This window comes from Xanthobacter oligotrophicus (assembly GCF_008364685.1).
GTDB lineage: Bacteria > Pseudomonadota > Alphaproteobacteria > Rhizobiales > Xanthobacteraceae > Xanthobacter > Xanthobacter oligotrophicus.
This window is the reverse complement of sequence record NZ_VTTL01000005.1, coordinates 19,282-34,823: the sequence shown is the minus strand read 5'-3', so window position 1 is coordinate 34,823 and position 15,542 is coordinate 19,282. Positions and strand designations below refer to the sequence as shown.

Here is a 15,542-nt window from a genome sequence, read left to right as displayed (position 1 = left end):
AGCAAACGCTTTCAGGCATCATTGATCATCCGCCGCGGAAACCATGCGGCGGCTCGAAGGTTGAACCTGACGCCCCATCAAGGGCATTGTGGCGGCCCGTTCGCTGCAGGAGCATGGATGAACCTGTCCAGCCGGGGCCTTGTAGGCCTTTTCCTCAAAGTCATTTCAGAGCCGCGCACCCTGGCGTCGCGGCTGGGCTTCGCCGGCGTGGTGCTGGGGGCGGCGTTCGGCCTGCGCTACGGCCTCAGCCTGTCGCTGCGGGAGCTGGCGCCGTTCCTGTTCCAGCTGCCCGCCATCGTCGTGGTGACGCTGATCAGCGGCGCGCGGGTGGGCTTTGCCGCCGTGGTGGCCCTCGTCCTCGCCAATGGTGCGCTGCTGCCGGCCAGCGCGTGGAGCAGTCTGGGCAGCGATCCGGGCAGCCCCGTTGACGGCAGCTTCGGCGCGGTGGCCGGCTTGTTCTCCTTCACGGTGAACGCCCTGGGCCTGTGGCTGATCGGGACGCTGATGCGGGTGAGCGTCCGCCGCCTGAACGCCACCCACGGCGCACTGCTGGCGGCGGTGGCCGAGCAGAACACCGTGGTGGCGACGTTGGAAGCCCTGCTGCAGCACGCACCCGTGGGCTTCGCCTTCTTCGACGGCCGGCTGCGCTTCATGCGGGTCAACGAGACCCTGGCGCGGATGGTGGGCATTCCCGCCGGCGAGCATGTGGGCCGCTCCCTCGCCGACATGCTGCCCCAGCTTTCAGGGGCCATCACCCCGGGGCTGGAGCAGGTGCGCGCCACCGGCGCAGTCCTCGCCGACGTGGAGGTGGAAGGCGCCACCCCGGCGGCGCCCGGCGTGTGGCGCCACTTCCTGGTCAGCTTCTTCCCGGTGCGCACCCAGGGCGAGGCCATCGGGCTGGTGGGCATGATCGTCACCGAGATCACCGGGCGCAAGACCGCCGAAAAGGCCCTGGCCGAGAGCGAGCAGCGCTACCGCCTGCTCGCCGAGGCCCTGCCCAAGATGGTCTGGACCGCCACCCCCGACGGCAGGGGCGACTACTACAACCGTAGGTGGAGCGAATATACCGGCGTCACCCCGCCGGCCGGGGAGGTGTCGGAATGGCACACCCACCTGCATCCCGAAGACCAGGCGGCCGCCCTCGATGCGTGGAAGTGCTGCCTCGCCTCGGGCGCGCCCTATTCCCGCGAATGCCGGTTCCGCGCCAGCGACGGCAGCTATCGCTGGTTCCTGTGCCGCGCGGTGCCGGTGCGCGACGACGACGGGCGCATCGACCGCTGGTATGGCAGCTGCACCGACATCTCCGAGATCGTCGCCGCCCGCGAGGCCCTCGCCCGCACCAACGAGGACCTGGAGCGCCTCGCCAGCGCCCGCACCGTGGAACTGGCCAAGGCAAACGCGCGGCTCAAGCAGGAGATGGAAGACCGGCTGAAGGCCGAGGCCCAGCTGCGGCAGGCCCAGAAGATGGAGGCGGTGGGCCAGCTCACCGGCGGCATCGCCCACGATTTCAACAATCTGCTCACCGTCATCATCGGCAACCTGGAAGCGGCCGAGCGGCGCGTGCCCAAGGACGACGCCAACAAGGACGCCACCGACATCCGCCGCTTCCTCGACTATGGCCGCCAGGGCGCGCTTCGGGCTGCCACCCTGACCCAGCAATTGCTCGCCTTCTCCCGGCGCCAGCCGCTGGACCCGCGCCCCACCGACATCAACAAGCTGATCACCGGCATGTCCGACATGCTGCGCAGCGCGCTGGGCGAGCGGGTGACGGTGGAAACCGTGCTGGCCGGCGGCCTCTGGCGCGCCGAGATCGACCACAACCAGCTGGAGAACGCCATCCTCAACCTCGGGGTCAACGGCCGCGACGCCATGCCGACGGGCGGCACGCTGACCATCGAGACCGCCAACGCCTATCTGGACGCAGCCTATTGCGCCGCCCACGAGGACCTGGAGCCGGGCCAGTATGTGGCGATCTTCGTCTGCGACACCGGCTCCGGCATGGCGGAGGAGGTGCGGGCGCGGGCGTTCGAGCCCTTCTTCACCACCAAGGGCCCGCGCGAGGGCACCGGGCTCGGCCTCAGCCAGGTCTACGGCTTCGTCAAGCAGTCGGGCGGCCACGTGATGATCTACAGCACCCCCGGCGAAGGCACCACGGTGAAGCTCTACCTGCCGCGCCACCCCGACGACGTGGCGAGCGAGCCGGTCGCCCCCCACCCGGACCGCTCGCGCCATGCCGGCGGCGCCCGCGTGCTGCTGGTGGAGGACGACGCCGCACTCCGCGCGCTCTCGACCGCCACCCTGCGCGACGCCGGTCACACGGTGGTGGAGGCCGCCGACTCCGCCTCCGCCCTCGCGGCGCTGGAGGAGGGCGCCGCGCCCGACCTGCTCCTCACCGACCTGCGCCTCGGCGCGGACGCGGATGACCAGCGGATGGACGGGCGCCATCTGGTGGACGAGGTGCGGCGGCGGCTCACCACGGTAAGGGTGCTATTTACAACCGCATATGCGAGAAATGCCGCCGGTCATCACGGACGGCTGGACCATGGGGTGCGCCTCCTGACCAAGCCGTTCACCCAGGCGGAGCTGGTGGCGAAGGTGAAGGACGTGCTGGAGGCGCCGGGAAACCGCGGCACCGTGCTCCTGGTGGAGGACGAGCCGTTCGTCGCCATGGTGGCGCGGCAGATCCTGGAGGATCACGGCTTCGAGGTCACGGTGGCGTCCCACGGCCATGCGGCGCTCGCCCATGCCGAGGCGGCGGTGGCGGAACTGTCGCGCAACGCTCTGGTTCTTGCGGTGGTGGACGTGGGCCTGCCGGACATGAGCGGCGACGAGGTGGTGCGCCGGCTCGGCGCCATCGCCCCCAACCTGCCAGTGATCATCGCCACCGGCTACGGCACGAAGGAACTGGAAGGCGAATTCGGCGCCTCGCCCAGGATTGCGCTCATGGGCAAGCCCTATGACGGCGCCACCCTTCGCAACGGCCTGCGCAAGCTCGGCTTCGACATCGAGAGCGAGTGAGGGCGCGGGCGGGGCCCGCGCCCTCACTCGCGGCCCGCTCAGCGCCGCAGCAGGATCTGGCCCAGGATGACGCCGACGCCGGCGGCGATGGCGCAGGCGGTGATGGGCTGCTCGCGAATGCTCTCCCGCAGGGTCAGAAACTGGCCCTCGGCCCAGTCGGTCACGTCCTCGGCGGCATTCGTCGCCTCGCCCTTGGCGCCCTTGACGCCGTGCTTGGCGGTCTTGCCGAGGGTGTCGATCAGCTGGGCGAAATCCGCCCGCAGCTGGTCGAGGTCGGCGCGGACATCGCTCAGGCTCGGCTCGGCGGTGGTGCTCACGATTTCGGGCTTCTGGACCATGTGGTGTCTCCACGGATGAATTCAGGTGGCGAGGGGTCCTGAGGGGCGCCTCGTGACCGGCGCTCAGGCCTGTCGCGGTGAGAAACGGGCGGGGCCGGTCACGCCGGCCCTCGCCCTTCCCTGTAGAGACGACCTGGGAGGCCCGATGGTTCCGCCAGGACCCGCCTTGTGTTCAGGCGGCCTTCTTCAGGCGGACGCCTTCACGCGGTCTTCATCAGGCGGTTTTGGCCTTGAGGCTCTCGGGCTCGGCCTTCGCCTCGTGGAAGAACAGCGCCTGGGCGATGGTGGCCTTCACCGTCTCGGTGAGGAACGGCTTGGTGATGAGATAGGTCGGCTCCGGCCGCTCGCCGGTCAGCAGGCGGTCCGGGAAGGCGGTGATGAAGATCACCGGCACGTTGAAGCTCTCCAGGATCTCAGTCACCGCCTCGATGCCCGACGAGCCGTCGGCGAGCTGGATGTCGGCCAGCACCAGGCCGAAATTGCCCGCCTTCGCCAGCTCCACCGCCTTGGAATGGGTGGGGGCGACGCCGATGACCTCGTGGCCCAGCTCGGTGACCAGGGTCTTCAGGTCGAGGGCGATGACCCATTCGTCCTCGATGATGAGGACGCGGGTGGCGATCTGGCGGTCGATCTCGCGCTGGGCCGCCACCACCTGCGCCTCCACCTCGTCGAGGGAGGTGCCGAGGATGTTGGCGGTCTCGGCGAAGGAGAAGCCCTCCATGGCGGTCAAAAGCAGCGCCACGCGGGAGGACAGGTCCATGGCCTGAAGGCGCTGGTCGGCGCGCGAGGGCACCGCGCCGCCTTGCGGCTGGCGGTTCCACACTTCGTGGAACGCCTTGTAGAGCGCGACCCGGGGCGAGACAGCGGCATCCACCGCCACCTTGCGATCCAGGATGGCCTGAAGCGTGTTCTGCACGAGGAGATCGCCGGCCGCCTGCGAGCCCACGAGCGCCCGCGTATAGCGGCGCAGGAACGGTAGCTGCTTGACGAGCGAGTTCGATGCCATGCGAAATCCCTTGGAACTGACGTGTTGTAATCCGACCTGCCAGCCGCTTGCCAGCCGGGAGCCGGCGAAGCGCGAACTTTGCCGGAAGCCAGGCCGCGAGCTGAAGCGACAGCTGTCAAACCCTCGTAACGCCTAAGCCAGGCAGGAAGTTCCCATGTTACGGGAACCTCGCGCCGCCTGCCGCATTATACTGTGTGCGCAGACGAGCATAAGCGGCGCGTTTCCGGTTTGCGCCGGGGGCCGCAAAAAAGAGGCGCGGGCACGGGGTTCCGGTCGGTCCGGCGCGCCGCGGTCCTTGCGGAGCGATCATGGATTTGGGCAAGGCGGAGGCCGCACGGGCACGCGACAGGGAGCGCAGTGCCATCTTTGCCTCGGCAGTCGGGCAGCCACGCACGCTTTTCGACAGCGTCCGGCGCCGCCTCGTCCTCGTCGTTCTCCTCGCGCTGGCGCCCATCGCGGTGCTGAACATCGCTCAGGGGGTGATGCAGCTCTCCAACGCGGAGGAGGCCGCGCGCCAGCGCCTGCTCCAGCAGGCCGTGGCCGCCGCCGTCACCCAGCAGAACATCTTCGCCTCCACGGAAAACGTGCTCTACGCCCTCAAGAACGTGGAAGAGGTGCGCGCGTCCGGCCAAAGCTGCACGGCCACCCTGCGCGGCGCCACCATCAGCCTGCCATTCGCCGCCAATATCGGCGTGCTCGATGCCGAAGGCCGGGTGACCTGCGCGGCCCTGCCCTTCCCCGGCCGCTCGGTGGGCGACGAGGCATGGTGGAAGGAAGCCATCGGCAGGACCGGCTTCAGCCTGGTGGGGCCGGCGCGCAGCCCCGGCGCCAATCTGGATGTGCTGGTGGGCATCCTGCCGCTGCGCGATGCCGCCGGGCGGCTGGAAGGCGCAATCGCCCTGGGCATCGACATCAGCTGGCTCGACAACCTGCTGAAGCAGCAGACCCCGCCCTCCGCGGGCATCGTCGCCCTGTTCTCCAACCGGGGGCAGGAGCTGGTGTCCAACGCCCGGACCATGAGCGCCGCCCTGTTCCAGCGCGAGCTGTTCCGGACCGTGGGCCAGGACCTGCGCAGCAGCCTCTACGAAAGCACCGACCCCGCCGGCAGGAGCTGGACCTTCGCCACCGCGCCCTTGGGCCGCGACGGGCTCACCGTGGCCTTCGCCATGCCGTCGGACCGGCTGTTCGGCTGGACCTTCGTGACGGTTGCGGCCAGCATCGCCCTGCCGGCGCTCATCATCATCCTGTCGCTCGCCGCCCTGTGGGTGGCGGTGGACCGCATCATCCTGCGCTGGCTGCTCTATCTGCGCCGGGTGACGGCGGTCTACGCGCAGGGTCATTACGGCTTCCGCCCGACCCGCCTCGATGCGGCGCCCTCGGAATTCCGCGTGCTCGGCCATGCGGTGGAGAACATGGCCTTCGCCGTGCGCCACCGCGACGCCCGCCTGCGCGAGAACCTGGCCGAGAAGACCGCGCTGGTGCGCGAGATCCACCACCGCATCAAGAACAGCCTCCAGGTGGTGGTGAGCCTGCTCAGCCTCTACGGATCTGGGATCGGCAAGAGCGAGGACCGCCGCCGCTTCGACCAGCTGCGGCTGCGGGTGAACACCCTCGCCCTCGTTCACCGCATCCTCTACGAGGCCAATGACGGCTCGCAGGTGCACCTGCGCGAGCTGCTCGGCGAGTTGGCCTCGCTGATCGAGGGCAGCACCGACACCAATGTCCGCATCACAGTGGAGGCGCAGGACGTGCCCCTGCCCACCGACATGGCGGTGCCCCTTGCCCTGATGGTGGTGGAAGTGGCGCTCAACCTCGCCCTGCCACCGGGCACCGGGTCCGCGCCCCTGGTGCTGAGCGGGAGCCGCAAGGGCGAGCGCCTCCACATCGCCCTGCGCAGCGCGGCGGGGTCCTGGGACGAGAAGGGCTCGGCCACCGACCTCGCCTCCGGATTTGCCGCCCAGCTCGGGGGCAGCCTCGGCTGCCGCGACGAGGCCGGCGGCGGCGTGGTGGTGGCCGGCGATTTTCCCTGCCGCACGGCCTCCGGCCCCCAGATGGGCCGCAAGGGCGGCCACGTCGCCTGAGATTTTCCCACATGCCGACGGCAGGCTGGAGCCCGGCGAAAACGGCGGCGTTTCCTTGAACATGCGGGATCGGGCGCAGGCCGCCTCAAACTTGGGCGGCTCTATCGGAACCGGAGCCGCCCTGGCTCGTTGTCCTTGGAGCACGCGCCCATCGGCCTGCGCCGCAAGCCGACCGGACACCGCGTTCTCATTGGATTGGGAGACGGATCCGCCGAAACACCCGACCGGATCTGGCTCCAGGGGTATCGCCATGGCGATACGGTCCCAGTTGGCAGGAGCAGAGCACATGGACAAGGCTCGAACCAAGGGCACATCGCAACGCGGGTTCGCCGCCATGGACGCGGAGAAGCAGAAGGCCATTGCCCGCAAGGGCGGCGAAAGCGTCCCCGCCGAAAAGCGCAGCTTCTTCCAGAACCGCGCGCTGGCGGCGGAAGCCGGACGCAAGGGCGGGCAGAGCGTCGCCGACGAACATCGCAGCTTCTCCCGCGACCGCGCCCTGGCCTCGCAGGCCGGGCAGAAGGGCGGGCAGAAGAGCAGCCAGTCGGGCGGCACGCCACCCACCGGCGGCACAACCTGAACGCCGCCGCCGGATACCGGCGCCGGTGATGGAACCGGGAGGCCCGTGGCGACGTTGAGTGGCATGACGAACGGCCGAGCTTCTGTGCGGCGCGGGTTTTCCGCGGGTGGTGTCCCGCTCGGCGACAGTCGGTCGGGACCGGTGATTTCAGGGAGGGCGATGGCGTGCGGGGACTATTCTTCTTGGCCCAGCGCCCCTGTCCGGTGCGCCAATCCGCCGGGCGCTCCGTACAGGATACAGCGCCGTGAACCGCCGCCACGCTTTGCCTTGCCACACCCCGCGTTGCCCCACCGTTTCGCCCGAAAGATAGGCCGCCGAATGGACTTGCTCGCGGATCGCGAAGGGGATCTCCCGGAAAGGGGTCGTCGAGACATGGATGCCGCCGCCCTGCGCACGCAGGTGCTCGAATTCCTCCCGGCGCTACGCGCCTTCGCGCGGTCGCTGACACGCAACCGCACGGAAGCCGACGACCTGGTGCAGGAAACCCTGCTCAAGGCCTTGTCGAACATGGACAAGTTCGATCCGGGCACGAACCTGCGCGCTTGGCTCTTCACCATCCTGCGCAATACCTACTACACCGAGATCCGCAAGCGCCGCCGCGAGAACGACGGCATGAGCGCCTTGGCCCAGCAGGACACCAACATCGGCCCCAGCCAGGAATGGTCGGCGACCCTGTCCTCCCTCAAGGAAGCCCTGGCCCGGCTGCCCGACGACCAGCGCGAGGCGCTGGTGCTGGTGGGCGCGGCGGGCCTGTCCTACGAGGAGGCGGCAGAGGTGTGCGGCTGCGCGCTGGGCACCATCAAAAGCCGGGTGAACCGCGCCCGCGCCAAGCTGCTCGTCCTCATGGGCGCCGAGACCACGGCGGACGTGGTGGAAGGCGACGCCGTCGCCATGTCCGCCGCCCGCAGCGTGGGCTGATTTCGCTCAATCGCCGCGCGGGCTTAAACAAAGCCCGCGACCTCAGTCCGGCTCCCAGCCGGGCGGGGCCAGTTCGAAGCCCTCGAACCGGAACGCCGGCGCCACGGTGCAGCCCACCAGCGTCCACGCTCCCCGGCTTTCCGCCGCCTGCCACGCGAACGGCGGCACCACCGCCTGCGGCCGCTCCCCCGCCTTGAGATCCGGCCCCAGCGCCACCTCGCGCCGGCCTTCGCCATCGGCGATGGCAAGCGTCAGCGGCGCGCCAGCGTGCCAGTGCCAGACCTCGGCCGCATCCACCCGGTGCCAGTGGGAGCGCTGGCCGGCTTTCAGCAGGAAATAGATGGCGGTGGAGGCGCCCCGCCCGCCGCCCTCGGGCATATCCCGGAAGGTCTCGCGGAAATGCCCGCCCTCCGGATGCGGCTGCAGCTGAAGGAGGGCGACCACCTCCTCGGCGGTCAGCCCATTGAGCGCATCAGCCACCGGTCAGCCCTTGAAGGCGTTCTTGCGCAGCCGCAGCTCGGTGAAGACGAGGGCCGGCTCCGCCCCCGCCATGCCGAGGCGCTCGGCCATGCCGGGATCGTCCGCGCGCAGGAAGGGGTTGGCGGCCAGCTCGTCGCCCAGCCGCGAGGGAATGGTGGGGGCGCCGGCGTCCCGCTTCCGCTGCGCGTCGCCATAGAGGCGGATGAGGGTGGGATTGTCCGGGTCCACCGTGGCGGCGAAGCGGGCGTTGGCGAGGGTGTATTCGTGGCCGCTGTAGACCTGAAGGTCTTCCGGCAGCGCGCGCAGGCGCTGCAGCGACTCCCACAGCACCGGCGGCTCGCATTCCAGCGGCCGGCCGCAGCCCAGCGTGAACAGGGTGTCGCCGGCGAACAGCAGCTTCTCGCCCTCGAACAGGTAGGTGGCCGGGCCGGCGGTGTGGCCGGGGGTCTCCAGCACCCGCCCCACCAGCGAGCCCACGGCCACCGGATCACCGTCCACCACCGTCACGTCGAGGCCGGGGATCCTGTCGGCCTCGGATTTCGGCCCCACCACGGTGGCGCCGAATCGCGCCTTCACCGCCGGGATGCCCTGGGTGTGGTCGGCGTGGTGATGGGTGACGAGGATATGGGTGAGGTTCCAGCCCTCCTTCTCCAGCGCCGCGATGACCGGGGTCGCCTCGGGCACGTCCACCACGGCGGTCGCCTCGGTGACCGGATCGTGGATCAGGACGGCATAATTGTCGGACAGGCAGGGGACGAGGCGGATTTCGGCTGGCACGGTCTCGGGTCTCCGGAGCGCGAGCGGAACGGCATTCGACGCGGCGCCCGAATGGGTTGCGGACGCGGCCGGCATGATCCTCTATTAAGCCGCCGAGCGGAAGAGCGGCCGGCGCGGTGTGCACACCGCGCGTTCGGCAGACCGGTGGCGGCCGGGAGAAGGGGATCCATGTTTCTCGACGTCGTCGACCTGCGCAATTTCTACGCCCAGCCCCTCGGCATCATGACGCGGCGCCTGCTGGGGCGGGCCATCCGCTCGCGCTTCGACAACGTCACGAACCTGCGGGTGCTGGGCCTCGGCTATGCGACGCCCTATCTCGGCGTGTTCCGCGAGGAGGCCGAGCGCTGCCTTGCGGTGATGCCGGCGGCGCAGGGGGTGGTGCGCTGGCCCTCCGCCGCGCCGACGCTGGCCACCCTCGCCGACGAGACGCTGCTGCCGTTTCCCACCGCCAGCATGGACCGGGTGGTGGCGGTTCACGCTTTGGAGATGACCCCCAACGCCGCCGAGATGCTGAACGAGGTGTGGCGGGTGCTGGCCCCCGGCGGGCGGCTGCTCGCCGTGGTGCCCAACCGGCGCGGGGTGTGGGCGCGGCTCGACACCACGCCGTTCGGCAACGGCCGCCCGTTCTCCCGCGGCCAGGTGGTGACGCTGCTGCGGCAGGCCCTGTTCACCCCCGTGGGCTGGAACGAGGCGCTGTACGCGCCGCCCAGCCGCTGGTTCCTGCGCACGGCAGTGGCGTGGGAGCGGGTCGGCGCCCAGTTCTCCCTGCCGTTCTCGGGGGTACTGGTGGTGGAGGCGACCAAGCAACTCTATCGCCCGGCCCCCGCCCGCAAGCCCCGCCTCGCCCCAGTGCTGGAACCGGCGCTGGACGGCAGCCTCGTGGGCGGCGTCGCGCCGGCAGGCCGGGTGCGGCTGCCGCGCTCCATGCCGGAGTGAGCGGGCGGGCGGCTGGCCTTCGTGCTGACGCGCCTTGCGTTCAGCCCAGCCAGATGCCCAGCAAGGCAGCGGCGATGACCCACAGGGCGAGGTTGCCCCAGAAGGCGCGCTTGGCCTCGGCGCGGCCGATGCCCTCCAGCGAGGCGGGCGACAGGCTCAGCCCGTCCCGCGTCGCCACGTCGAGCTGCTCCATCACCCGCGCGGTGCGGGTCAAAAGCCCCGGCAGGGTGGTGGCGAAATGGGCCATTTCGGAGAGGCCGCCGCCGGCGCGCTGGAGCTGGCCGACGGGGCCGAGATTGCCGGCGATCCAGTCCTCCACCACCGGGCGGGCGGTCTTCCACATGTCGAGCTGCGGGTCGAGGGAGCGGGCGACGCCTTCCACCACCACCATGGTCTTCTGCAACAGCAGCAGCTCGGGCCGCGTCTGCATGTCGAACAGGGCGGTCACCTCCAGCAGCAGTGCCAGAAGGCGCGCCATGGAGATCTGGTCGGCGGTGCGCGAGTGGATCGGCTCGCCGATGGCGCGGATGGCGAGGGCGAAATCATCCACCGAATGGTGGAGCGGCACGTAGCCGGCCTCGAAATGCACTTCCGCCGTGCGCCGCCAGTTGCGGGTGATGAAGCCGTAGAGGATCTCGGCGAGGAACCGCCGCTCCTTCAGGCCGAGCCGGCCCATGATGCCGCAATCCACGATCACCAGCCGGCCCTGGGCGTCCACGAACAGGTTGCCCGGATGCATGTCGGCATGGAAGAAGCCGTCGCGCATGGCCTGCTTCAGGAACGACTGCATGATGACGCGGGCGATCTCCTTGAGATCGTGCCCGGCCGCAACCAGCGCCTCCTTGTCGGAGAGCTTGATGCCATCGATCCATTCGGTGGTCAGCACCTCGCGGCCGGAACGGTCCCAGTCCACGCGGGGGACATGGATTTCCTTGTCCGCGCCGATGTTCTCGGCCAGCTCCGCATAGGCGGCGGCCTCGAGGCGCAGGTCCATTTCCATGGACACCGAGCGGGCCAGCGTATCCACCACGGTTTCCAGACGCAGCCGCCGGGCCTCGGCGAAATTGGTCTCGGCGAAATGGGCGATGCGGCGGAACGAGCCCATGTCGGACGAGAAGCGCCGCTCCACGCCGGGCCGCAGGATCTTCACCGCCACCGTGTGGCGGGTGCCGTCCTTGTCCGCCACCTCGGCCTTGTGGACCTCGGCGATGGAGGCAGCGGCCACCGCCGGGCCGAACTGCGCATAGATCTCGCCCACCGGCCGCTCGAAGGCCTCGGCGACGGTGGCCTCCGCCACCTCCTGCCCGATGATGGGCATGCGGTCCTGCAGCACTTCGAGGTCGCGCGCCACCGAGGCGCCCACCACGTCCGGCCGGGTGGCGAGGAACTGGCCGAGCTTCACATAGGACGGGCCGAGCCGGGACAGGGCCGCCGAGAAGCGCGCCGGCCGGCTGCCGGCATCCTTGCGGGCGATCAGCCGGGCGATGCGCAGCAGCGGGCGCGCCAGGGGCGGGGCCGCCACCGGGGACATGAGGGAGAGCACGCCCTCGCGGGCGAGCACGTAGCCGGCGCGGGCGAGCCGCGCCGCGTCGGCGGCGAGGAAGAAGATCATGGTCAAATGCCGCGCGCCATCAGATGCGCCAGCCCCAGTGCAGGGCCACCACGCCGCCGGTCATGCGCGTGAAGTCCACGCGGGAGAAGCCGGCCTCGCGCATCATGTTGGCGAACACTTCCGGATTGGGGAAGCGGCGGATGGATTCCACCAGATACTGGTAGGGCTCGGCATCGCCTGCCACCCGCTTGCCGAGCTCCGGAATGACATTGAAGGAATAGGCCTCGTAGATCTTGTCCAGGAACGGCACGTCCACCTTGGAGAATTCCAGCACGAAGGCGCGCCCGCCGGGCTTCAGCACCCGCCGCATCTCGGTGAGCGCCAGCGGGATGCGCGGCACGTTGCGGATGCCGAAGGCGATGGTGACCGCATCGAACGAGCGGTCGGGGAAGGGCAGCGCCTCGGCATTGGCCTCGGTGAAGGTGACCTTGTCGCCAAGGCCGCGCTTTTCCGCACGCTCGCGGCCCACGGCCAGCATCTCGGCGTTGATGTCGGCCACGGTGGCGCGGGTGCCCGCGCCGCCCGCCTTCACCACCCGGAACGACACGTCGCCGGTGCCACCGGCCAGATCCAGCAGCTCGAACGGGCGCGTGCCCTGGGGCGGGCGCACCTTGGAGACCAGCGCATCCTTCCACACCCGGTGCAGGCCGCCGGACATGAAGTCGTTCATGATGTCGTAGCGGCGCGCCACCTTGTGGAACACGTCGTCCACCAGCGCCTGCTTCTGCGTGAGCGGAACCGTGCGGTAGCCGAAATGGGTCTCGGTCCGGGGCGCGCCGGCGCCGGGCTGGGAATTCGGGTCCGTATTCAGGTCCGTATTCAGGTCCGTCATTGGGGAATCTGGCCGCACGCTGTTGTTTCGGGCCGGGACCTTATCGGATGATCCCGGCCGGCGCCATAAAGCCGGCGTCGCACACTGCAGCGTGATCCCCTCACCCCACCCTTGCGAGGCTGCGGGCGTGGTCGAGGGCCATCTCCAGCCGGTCGTTGCCCCAGAACAGCTCCCGGTCCGCCGTCACGAAGCTGGGGGCGCCGAAGATGCCGCGGTGCCTGGCCTCCTCGGTCTGGTGGCGCAGGCGGTCCTTGTTCTCCTGCTGCTCCGCCTCGGCGATGACATCGCCGTAGAAATGGCCGAGGCCGGCCAGAACCTGGCGCAGGGTCTCGCGGTCCGAAATGTCCCGGCCCTGGGCGAACTCGGCATAGAACACCGCGCGGGTGAAGGAAGGCCGGCACGCATCATTGAGATAGACCGCAAGGCGCGCCGCCAGAAGCCCGTTGGCCGGGAACGGGTCCGGCTTCGTCACCGGCGGCAGCCGCGCCAGCACGGCGAGGCGGTCCAGGTCCCGCCACATGTGGGCGCCCTTGAGCGGGTAGGTGTTGAAGGGCGAGGTGGTATAGCCCTGGCCCGCGAAGATCGGACCGAGCAGGAACGGCTTCCACACCACCTGCACGTCCGCCAGCTCGGCCAGGGCCGTGATGCGGGCGGCGGCGAGGTAGGAATAGGGCGAGGCGAACTCGTAATAGAAATCGAGGGTGCCGCTGGCCATGGGCGCGTCCTGCCTGTACATCGCTGCCTCAATCTGCGGCGGGGCACGGCCTTTCCGCAAGCGGTTGGATCAAAGTGGCCGGAGGTCGGGTGACGCCTTGAAGTGGGTGCTGTTCTTCGCGCTGGTGATCGGGGCCGCGGTGGCGATCCTGTTCACCGTCTTCCCGGACTGGGACATGGCCATCGCCAGCCTGTTCTGGGACGCGCCCGGACGCCATTTCGTCCTTGCCGCCGCGCCCTGGGCGCAGACCGTGCGCAATCTCGCCAACTGGATCCCCTGGGCCATCGCTGCCCCGGCCTTCGCCGCCATCGTGCTGAAGCTGCTGCTGCCCAGGGCGAAGATGTTCATGAACCCCAGGGCGGCGGTGCTGCTGGCGGTCACCATGGCGCTCGGCCCCGGCCTCGTGGTCAACGGCATCCTGAAATCGCACTGGGGCCGACCGCGGCCGGTGCATGTGGAAACCTTTGGCGGGAAAGACGAATATCGGCCCTGGTATCGCACCGACGGCACTTGCCCGGGCAATTGCTCCTTCGTCTCCGGCGAGGGCGCGCTGGGCTTCTGGCTGACCGCGCCGGCCAGCCTGGTGCCGGGACCGGCCGGGGTGGTGGCCATGGTGGCGGCGGTCGCCTTCGGCACTGTTGCGGGGGGCCTGCGCATCGCCTTCGGCGGCCATTTCTTCACCGACGTGGTGTTCTCCGGCGTCCTGGTAGTGCTGATCGTGGTCGCCACCCGCTTCCTGCTCTATGACCGCAAGGGCGCGCCCGGCGATGCCGAAGTGGAGCGCGCCATCGGCCGCGCCGGCCTTGCGCTGCAAGGGTTTGCGCGCACCCTCTGGCTGGGCCTGCGGCTGTTCGGGCGCCGCATTGCGCGCCGGGCGCGGACGATCCGGCGCGATCGACCACGGCACGGCCCACGGCACGACTTGCCACGGCGCGGCACGGGCCTATAGTCCGCGCCGCTTTCCTGACACCCTGACATTCCCGAGAGACGTGATGGCGCGTGACGTGAAGAAGGTGGTGCTGGCCTATTCCGGCGGGCTCGACACCTCCGTGATCCTGAAATGGCTCCAGACCACCTACAATTGCGAGGTGATCACCTTCACCGCCGATCTCGGGCAGGGCGAGGAGCTGGAGCCGGCGCGCAAGAAGGCGCAGCTGCTCGGCATCAAGGACGAGAACATCTTCATCGAGGACGTGCGCGAGGAATTCGTCGCCGACTACGTCTTCCCCATGTTCCGCGCCAATGCGGTCTATGAGGGCCTGTACCTGCTGGGCACCTCCATCGCCCGGCCGCTGATCGCCAAGAAGCAGATCGAGATCGCCCGCAGGATGGGTGCCGACGCCGTCTCCCACGGCGCCACCGGCAAGGGCAACGACCAGGTGCGCTTCGAGCTGGCCTATTACGCCCTCGAGCCGGACATCACCGTGATCGCCCCCTGGCGCGAATGGGACCTGACCTCCCGCACCCGCCTGCTGGAGTTCGCGGAAGCCCACCAGATCCCCATCGCCAAGGACAAGCGCGGCGAAGCGCCGTTCTCGGTGGACGCGAACCTGCTGCACTCCTCCTCCGAGGGCAAGGTGCTGGAAGACCCGGCCGACGACGCGCCGGAATACGTCTATCAGCGCACCATCTCCCCGGAAGAGGCCCCCGACGAGGCGACCCTCATCACCATCGCCTTCGACAAGGGCGACGCGGTGGCCATCAACGGCGAGGCGCTGTCTCCCGCCAGCCTGCTCACCAAGCTCAACGAGCTGGGCAAGGCCAACGGCATCGGCCGCCTCGACCTGGTGGAGAACCGCTTCGTAGGCATGAAGTCGCGCGGCGTCTACGAGACCCCCGGCGGCACCATCCTGCTCGCCGCCCATCGCGGCATCGAGAGCATCACGCTGGATCGCGGCGCGGCGCACCTCAAGGACGAGCTGATGCCCCGCTATGCGGAGCTGATCTACAACGGCTTCTGGTTCTCCCCCGAGCGGGAGATGCTGCAGGCCGCCATCGACCACTCGCAGGCCTATGTGACCGGCGAAGTGACGGTGAAGCTCTACAAGGGCAACGCCACCGTCATCGGCCGCAAGAGCCCCTATTCGCTCTACAACCAGGATCTGGTCACCTTCGAGGAAGGCGCGGTCGCCTACGACCACCGCGACGCGGCGGGCTTCATCAAGCTCAACGCCCTGCGCCTGCGCACCCTCGGCAGCCGGGCGCGCAAGATCTCGGAATAGGCGCGGCCCGGTCGCTTCGCCTTATCACCC

Annotated in this window: 14 protein-coding genes; 7 read left to right on the top strand and 7 right to left on the bottom strand. The window is 69.6% G+C overall.

Annotation, left to right across the window (positions count from 1 at the left end):
• Positions 1 to 117 precede the first annotated feature (117 nt).
• Positions 118 to 3,018, top strand: a complete 2,901-nt coding sequence (locus FZ033_RS09085; RefSeq protein WP_149575841.1) for a hybrid sensor histidine kinase/response regulator — start codon at positions 118 to 120, stop codon at positions 3,016 to 3,018.
• A 38-nt stretch (positions 3,019 to 3,056) separates the two neighbouring features.
• Here FZ033_RS09085 and FZ033_RS09080 read toward each other — a convergent pair whose 3' ends face one another.
• A complete protein-coding gene (locus FZ033_RS09080) occupies positions 3,057 to 3,356 on the bottom strand; it encodes a DUF883 family protein (RefSeq protein ID WP_149575840.1) in 300 nt (99 codons plus the stop codon).
• 214 nt (positions 3,357 to 3,570) lie between these two features.
• On the bottom strand, positions 3,571 to 4,362 hold the full coding sequence (locus FZ033_RS09075; protein WP_149575839.1) for a response regulator: 792 nt from the start codon (positions 4,360 to 4,362) through the stop codon (positions 3,571 to 3,573).
• Between the two features lie 308 nt (positions 4,363 to 4,670).
• Between FZ033_RS09075 and FZ033_RS09070 the strand changes: the two genes are divergently transcribed.
• The 3 genes from FZ033_RS09070 (at position 4,671) to FZ033_RS09060 (ending at position 7,938) form a co-directional block, all read left to right on the top strand.
• Positions 4,671 to 6,443, top strand: coding sequence for a sensor histidine kinase (locus FZ033_RS09070; RefSeq protein WP_149575838.1), 1,773 nt, complete (start codon positions 4,671 to 4,673; stop codon positions 6,441 to 6,443).
• A gap of 286 nt (positions 6,444 to 6,729) precedes the next feature.
• Positions 6,730 to 7,020, top strand: coding sequence for a con-10 family general stress protein (locus tag FZ033_RS09065; protein WP_041575380.1), 291 nt, complete (start codon positions 6,730 to 6,732; stop codon positions 7,018 to 7,020).
• A gap of 372 nt (positions 7,021 to 7,392) precedes the next feature.
• A complete protein-coding gene (locus FZ033_RS09060) occupies positions 7,393 to 7,938 on the top strand; it encodes a sigma-70 family RNA polymerase sigma factor (RefSeq protein WP_149575837.1) in 546 nt (181 codons plus the stop codon).
• A gap of 42 nt (positions 7,939 to 7,980) precedes the next feature.
• Here FZ033_RS09060 and FZ033_RS09055 read toward each other — a convergent pair whose 3' ends face one another.
• Both FZ033_RS09055 and gloB read right to left on the bottom strand, forming a co-directional pair.
• Positions 7,981 to 8,418 carry a cupin domain-containing protein gene (locus tag FZ033_RS09055; RefSeq protein ID WP_149575836.1) on the bottom strand — a complete coding sequence of 146 codons (438 nt, stop codon included), beginning with the start codon at positions 8,416 to 8,418 and terminating at the stop codon, positions 7,981 to 7,983.
• A gap of 3 nt (positions 8,419 to 8,421) precedes the next feature.
• Positions 8,422 to 9,195, bottom strand: a complete 774-nt coding sequence (gloB, locus tag FZ033_RS09050; protein WP_149575835.1) for a hydroxyacylglutathione hydrolase — start codon at positions 9,193 to 9,195, stop codon at positions 8,422 to 8,424.
• Positions 9,196 to 9,363: 168 nt separating this feature from the next.
• On the opposite strand from gloB, the gene FZ033_RS09045 reads away from it, so the two are divergent.
• Entirely contained in the window at positions 9,364 to 10,131 is a 768-nt protein-coding gene (locus FZ033_RS09045) for a class I SAM-dependent methyltransferase (RefSeq protein ID WP_149575834.1), read from the top strand.
• A gap of 40 nt (positions 10,132 to 10,171) precedes the next feature.
• On the opposite strand, the gene ubiB is transcribed toward FZ033_RS09045, so the two are convergent.
• The 3 genes from ubiB to FZ033_RS09030 form a co-directional block, all read right to left on the bottom strand.
• Positions 10,172 to 11,743: a 2-polyprenylphenol 6-hydroxylase gene (gene ubiB / locus FZ033_RS09040; RefSeq protein ID WP_149575833.1), complete on the bottom strand. Its 1,572-nt coding sequence runs from the start codon at positions 11,741 to 11,743 to the stop codon at positions 10,172 to 10,174.
• Between the two features lie 19 nt (positions 11,744 to 11,762).
• Positions 11,763 to 12,575: a bifunctional demethylmenaquinone methyltransferase/2-methoxy-6-polyprenyl-1,4-benzoquinol methylase UbiE gene (gene ubiE / locus FZ033_RS09035; protein WP_232847395.1), complete on the bottom strand. Its 813-nt coding sequence runs from the start codon at positions 12,573 to 12,575 to the stop codon at positions 11,763 to 11,765.
• A gap of 100 nt (positions 12,576 to 12,675) precedes the next feature.
• Positions 12,676 to 13,290: a 2-hydroxychromene-2-carboxylate isomerase gene (locus FZ033_RS09030; RefSeq protein WP_149575832.1), complete on the bottom strand. Its 615-nt coding sequence runs from the start codon at positions 13,288 to 13,290 to the stop codon at positions 12,676 to 12,678.
• A gap of 106 nt (positions 13,291 to 13,396) precedes the next feature.
• Here FZ033_RS09030 and FZ033_RS09025 point away from each other — a divergent pair, with 106 nt between their 5' ends.
• Both FZ033_RS09025 and FZ033_RS09020 read left to right on the top strand, forming a co-directional pair.
• Positions 13,397 to 14,239, top strand: a complete 843-nt coding sequence (locus FZ033_RS09025) for a phosphatase PAP2 family protein (protein WP_232847434.1) — start codon at positions 13,397 to 13,399, stop codon at positions 14,237 to 14,239.
• A gap of 43 nt (positions 14,240 to 14,282) precedes the next feature.
• The gene (locus FZ033_RS09020; protein WP_149575830.1) at positions 14,283 to 15,512 is read left to right on the top strand and encodes an argininosuccinate synthase; all 1,230 of its coding nucleotides are present in this window, start codon (positions 14,283 to 14,285) and stop codon (positions 15,510 to 15,512) included.
• Positions 15,513 to 15,542: the final 30 nt, after the last annotated feature.

Excerpts from the sequence above, each read along its gene's own strand:
- FZ033_RS09085 (WP_149575841.1), top strand. The coding sequence starts at position 118 with ATGAACCTGTCCAGCCGGGGCCTTGTAGGCCTTTTCCTCAAAGTCATT.
- FZ033_RS09080 (WP_149575840.1), bottom strand. The coding sequence starts at position 3,356 with ATGGTCCAGAAGCCCGAAATCGTGAGCACCACCGCCGAGCCGAGCCTG.
- FZ033_RS09075 (WP_149575839.1), bottom strand. The coding sequence starts at position 4,362 with ATGGCATCGAACTCGCTCGTCAAGCAGCTACCGTTCCTGCGCCGCTAT.
- FZ033_RS09070 (WP_149575838.1), top strand. The coding sequence starts at position 4,671 with ATGGATTTGGGCAAGGCGGAGGCCGCACGGGCACGCGACAGGGAGCGC.
- FZ033_RS09065 (WP_041575380.1), top strand. The coding sequence starts at position 6,730 with ATGGACAAGGCTCGAACCAAGGGCACATCGCAACGCGGGTTCGCCGCC.
- FZ033_RS09060 (WP_149575837.1), top strand. The coding sequence starts at position 7,393 with ATGGATGCCGCCGCCCTGCGCACGCAGGTGCTCGAATTCCTCCCGGCG.
- FZ033_RS09045 (WP_149575834.1), top strand. The coding sequence starts at position 9,364 with ATGTTTCTCGACGTCGTCGACCTGCGCAATTTCTACGCCCAGCCCCTC.
- ubiB (WP_149575833.1), bottom strand. The coding sequence starts at position 11,743 with ATGATCTTCTTCCTCGCCGCCGACGCGGCGCGGCTCGCCCGCGCCGGC.
- ubiE (WP_232847395.1), bottom strand. The coding sequence starts at position 12,575 with ATGACGGACCTGAATACGGACCTGAATACGGACCCGAATTCCCAGCCC.
- FZ033_RS09030 (WP_149575832.1), bottom strand. The coding sequence starts at position 13,290 with ATGGCCAGCGGCACCCTCGATTTCTATTACGAGTTCGCCTCGCCCTAT.
- FZ033_RS09020 (WP_149575830.1), top strand. The coding sequence starts at position 14,283 with ATGGCGCGTGACGTGAAGAAGGTGGTGCTGGCCTATTCCGGCGGGCTC.